Source organism: Rhizobacter sp., assembly GCF_035702065.1.
Classification (GTDB): domain Bacteria; phylum Pseudomonadota; class Gammaproteobacteria; order Burkholderiales; family Burkholderiaceae_C; genus Rhizobacter.
On the sequence record NZ_DASSRA010000342.1, the window covers coordinates 1 to 4,231 of the forward strand.

At 69.9% G+C, this 4,231-nt stretch carries 6 protein-coding genes; 4 read left to right on the forward strand and 2 right to left on the reverse strand.

Features of this window, described 5'->3' with window-relative positions; genetic code table 11:
* Together VFL64_RS15170 and VFL64_RS15175 are read left to right on the forward strand one after the other, a co-directional pair.
* Positions 1 to 645 (forward strand): flavodoxin family protein (locus VFL64_RS15170; protein ID WP_489541219.1); only part of this gene is annotated, 645 nt, incomplete at its 5' end.
* Positions 646 to 694: 49 nt separating this feature from the next.
* The gene (locus tag VFL64_RS15175) at positions 695 to 1,519 is read left to right on the forward strand and encodes a universal stress protein (RefSeq protein ID WP_489541220.1); all 825 of its coding nucleotides are present in this window, start codon (positions 695 to 697) and stop codon (positions 1,517 to 1,519) included.
* Between the two features lie 14 nt (positions 1,520 to 1,533).
* Here VFL64_RS15175 and VFL64_RS15180 read toward each other — a convergent pair whose 3' ends face one another.
* Positions 1,534 to 2,505, reverse strand: coding sequence for a CBASS cGAMP-activated phospholipase (locus VFL64_RS15180; RefSeq protein ID WP_489541221.1), 972 nt, complete (start codon positions 2,503 to 2,505; stop codon positions 1,534 to 1,536).
* Between the two features lie 113 nt (positions 2,506 to 2,618).
* Between VFL64_RS15180 and VFL64_RS15185 the strand changes: the two genes are divergently transcribed.
* Positions 2,619 to 3,062 carry a universal stress protein gene (locus VFL64_RS15185; protein WP_489541222.1) on the forward strand — a complete coding sequence of 148 codons (444 nt, stop codon included), beginning with the start codon at positions 2,619 to 2,621 and terminating at the stop codon, positions 3,060 to 3,062.
* Positions 3,063 to 3,091: 29 nt separating this feature from the next.
* Here VFL64_RS15185 and VFL64_RS15190 read toward each other — a convergent pair whose 3' ends face one another.
* A complete protein-coding gene (locus VFL64_RS15190; protein ID WP_489541223.1) occupies positions 3,092 to 3,454 on the reverse strand; it encodes a TraR/DksA family transcriptional regulator in 363 nt (120 codons plus the stop codon).
* A 103-nt stretch (positions 3,455 to 3,557) separates the two neighbouring features.
* Between VFL64_RS15190 and VFL64_RS15195 the strand changes: the two genes are divergently transcribed.
* Positions 3,558 to 4,231: wax ester/triacylglycerol synthase domain-containing protein (locus tag VFL64_RS15195; protein ID WP_489541224.1), on the forward strand; the 674-nt coding region annotated here is incomplete at its 3' end.

Below are 4,231 nucleotides of genomic sequence, written 5' to 3' on the forward strand. Positions count from 1 at the left end.
GTCGCATTGACGGTAACTCAGGATGACGCGAGCCGCCTGGCCGCCCATGGATTGACGCAGCGCAATGCCCTCCGCGTGGTGCTGCCTACAGTGGCTGATGCAATCACGGAGCACGGCATGAGCAAGGTCTTGGTCATCACCTATTCATACACCGGCACCTCGCTGCAGCTGGCCAAGCGGCTGTGCGCGCTGAAGGGCTGGAACCTCGGGCAGATCGAAGAGACCTCGCCGCGACGCGGCCCGTTCGCGAACTGGCGCTGCGTACTCGACTCCCTGCTGCGCCGCCGGCCGCAGATCGACTACTTCGGCCCCCCGCCCGCCGCGTTCGACGCCGTCGTGCTGGTCTCACCCATCTGGGCGTATCGGCTGGCCGGCCCGATGCGCAGCTTCGTGGATCGCTACAAGGCGCAGCTGCACGACTTCGCCGTGATCTCGGTGATGGGCGGCCGCGGTGCACCCAACGCCGTGGCCGAGATCGTCGATATTGCCGGCCACTCGCCCCTGCTGAGCGCGGCGTTCACGACGCGCGAGGTCGAAAGCGGAAGCTGCAGCCCTCGCCTGCGCGCCTTTGCGCAGGCGCTGGCAGAGGCGCGGCAGGAAGCGGGAGACACCAAGCCCGCTGTGTGGTCGCCCCGGGCCGCGTGATGCCTGATGAGCGTGGCCGACTTGGCGGCTGACTTTGCGGAGACACACCATGGAAACACCCAAAGCCCTCTTGCTCCACGTCGATGACAACGAGGCCTGCATTGCCGACGCTCGCCTTGCGCAGCGCCTGGCCGAGCGGTTCGACGCGCAGGTGACGGCGCTGTACGCCGTCACGCCCTCGGTGGTCCGGTACCCGGCCTCCGCCGCCATGGACAGCGCCTGGGTGGTGGCCGACCAGCTCGTCGAGTTCGACAAACAGCAGCGTGCCAAGGCGAAGATCCGCTTCGTCACCGCGCAGAAGGAGTTGCCTCGCGTGCGCTGGAGCGAATCGGTGGTGGTGACCGCCTGGGACTTCCCGCAGCAGGCCATGTACTCGGACCTGGTGGTGATGCGCGGTGCCGAGCCCGCCGACAAGGAGTTGCCGTCCGACTTTGCGGCCACCGTCGCCATCGAAAGCGGCAGGCCGGTGCTCGTGCTGCCGTCCGAGCTGCCCGCAGACGTCGGCACCAACGTACTGATCGCATGGAAGCCGTCACGCGAGGCGGTTCGCGCCGTCTCGGCTGCCCTGCCCTGGCTGCGCCAGGCGCGCCGTGTGCACCTGGCGGCCGCCGAGACGCACGACGAGAGCGGCGCCGCCAGCGTGGTGAGCCTCTCGCGCTATCTGTCTGCGCATGGCGTGGAATGCACGCGCTCGGCGCCGATTGCCGACACGCGCGATGCCGGCCCTGCCATCACCGCCCTGGCGGGCGATCTGGGCGCCGACCTGCTGGTGATGGGCTGCTATGGCCACAGCCGCACGCGCGAGTGGCTGCTGGGCGGCACGACCGCGTCGATGACGCGCGAGCCGGCGCTGCCGGTGCTGATGGCGCACTGAGAAGGTGACGGCATTCAGCTCATGAACGTGCTCGCGAGCCAGGGCATATCGGCCTCACGCAGGGTGCGCTTGGCCATCGCGCGCAGCTGCCGCCGCGCCTGAGGCGTGGCCACGTCGATGCCCATCCCGCCTTCGGGCGGCCAGTCGGCGTCGAGCCGCACATAGCGTTCGCCGAGCCGGTCTTCGACCATGGCTTTCACGTGCTGCTGTTGCACCGAGATCAGCGTGAGCACCAGGCGGCCATCGGTGAGCCAGCCGACCGCGCCGGCGTCGTCGCGCACGCCTTCGGCCGGGCGGTACTGGGCCGCGCCGGTGCCGATGGACAGCATCGACACGCGCTCGAGGTCGACCCCCATGAAGTGCTCGATCTCGTGCAGTGCCACCTGGTCGGGTGCGACCGCGAACAGCCCCCCATCGGCGTAGAGCCGGTCACCAATGGGTTGCGACGGGAAGTAGGCCGGCGCGGCGCTGGTGGCCATGGCCACGTCGACCGCCCGCAGCGCGCCGTCACCCGACGATGCCTGCACATGCGGCGTCTTGAAGATCTTGGTGCGGCAACGGTTCACCTCCACGGCGGGCACCACGACCGGGTGCAGCGCCTGCGACAGCGTGCGGTCGCCGAACTCGGCCTGCATCACCGCGCGCAATGCATCGCCCGAGTACTTGGGGCCGATCACCGAGCGCGTGAGGTCGATGAGCCTGGACATGGGGCCTTTGGGCAGCGCCCGCGCCGAGAACACATCGGTGCCGTGCTCCTCGAAGAGCCGGATCAGGTGGCTCACCGGCACCTCGTAGGCGAGTGCCAGGGCCAGGATGCCGCCCACCGAGGTGCCGGCGATCAGGTCGAAGCAGCGCCCGAGCGGCTGGCCGGCGCGCGCTTCGAGCGCCTCCAGCACGCAGGCGGTGTACAGGCCAAGGAAGCCCCCGCCGGCAAGCGAAAGCACCTTGAACTTCTCCGGGCGCTTGGCCGCAGGCGGGGTGTCCATGGCAGTCACGAAGTGATCATGCGAGGCGCGAAGACGATGGCACTTGCGCTGCCTCAAGGCGGCGCGCTCATCGCCGTCCAGAATGCCATGGATCGAACGGCAAGCACAGCGCCATGTACAGCCACATTCTCGTGCCGATGGATGGCAGCAAGACCTCGGAAGCCGGCTTGCGCGAAGCGCTCGCGCTGGCGGCCGACCAGGGTGCGGCCTTGCGTGTGCTGCACGCGCTCGACCCCTCGGCCGCTGCGCTCGACATGCTGACGGCCGCCGAGTTCGGCAGTGTGCAGGCCGATCTGCGCAAGCAAGGCCAGGCGATGCTCGACCGCGCCCGCCGCAGGGCACGCCGGAGGTCGATTGCCTGCGAGACGGTGCTGTTCGACTGCGGCGCCGGGGGCGTGGCCGGTGTCATCCTCGACGAGGCACGCGCATGGCCCTGCGATCTGATCGTGATGGGCACGCACGGCCGCAGCGGGTTGGCCCATCTGGTCGGCAGCACGGCCCAGGCCGTGCTGCGCCACGCCACCGTGCCGGTGCTGCTGGTGAGGCCGCCGCGCTGAACTCGCGCAGCGCTCTCAGTGCTCAGTGCTCAGTGCTCGAACGCGGCCTGGCACGCGGCGCAGCGTGCCGCGGCCGGCTGAACCATCAGCCGCTGCAGCGGGATGGGCTCGCCGCAATCGCTGCAGTCACCGTAGACACCCTGGTCGAGCCGGGCCAGGGCGGCATCCACCTGAGCCAGTTCGCTGCGGTCGCGCTCGTCCTGCGCCACGTCAACGTCGGACAGCGCGCGTTGCGAGGCGCCATCGGCATGCGTGGTGACCTCCGCGCCGGACGACGATGCCGCCGCCTGCCGCGACAGGTCGGCCGCATGGACTTCGCTCATGAGTTCACGGCGGCGGTAGAGCAGCAACTCGCGCAGGGTGTGGAGATGGGCCTGGGTCGGGACGTCCATGTCGGTTCCTCGTGGTGGAGCCTTCACTGTAGGAAGCGTTGCCGCGCGGCACTTTGCGCCCGATCAAGTCAGGCCACGGAGCGCACCCTAGGATGCGCTTCACATGAACCCGCTCGATCCCGTCGACGCCGCCTGGCTGCACATGGACGGCCCGGCCAACCCGGCGATCGTCACCATGGTCGCCATCACCGCCAAGCCGCTCTCGCATGCGCGGCTGCGTGGCGTGCTCGACCAGCGGCTGCTGTTCTACGAGCGCTTCCGCCAGCGCGTGGTGGAAACCGGCTGGCCGGTGGCCACGCCGGTCTGGGAAGACGTGCCCGACTTCGACATCGACCGGCACCTGCACCGCGTGGCCCTGCCCGCGCCGCACGATGAACAGGCGCTGCTGGCCCTCGTGAGCGAACTGGCGAGCCAGCCGCTCGACCACGCCCTGCCCTTGTGGCAGGTGCATGTGGTGGAGCACGTCGGCCGGGGCGGCGCGATGGTGTTCCGCTACCACCACTGCATTGGCGACGGGCTCGCGATGATGAGCGTGGCCTCGCGGGTCTTCGCGGTGCCGCGGCGCCGCCTGGCCCCTGCCAAGCCGGCCTCTCAGGCCAGCTACCCCAGTGGGCCGGTCGATCTCGCGCTCGGGGCCGTGGCCGCCGTGTCGTCGCTTGCCACCGTGCTGCTCAAGCCTTCCGATCCGCCTTCGCCGTTCAAGGGCCGGTTCGCAGCCGGGCAGCGGGTGGCCTGGTCGCGCCCGGTGTCGATTGCGGACGCCAAGGCGATCGGTGC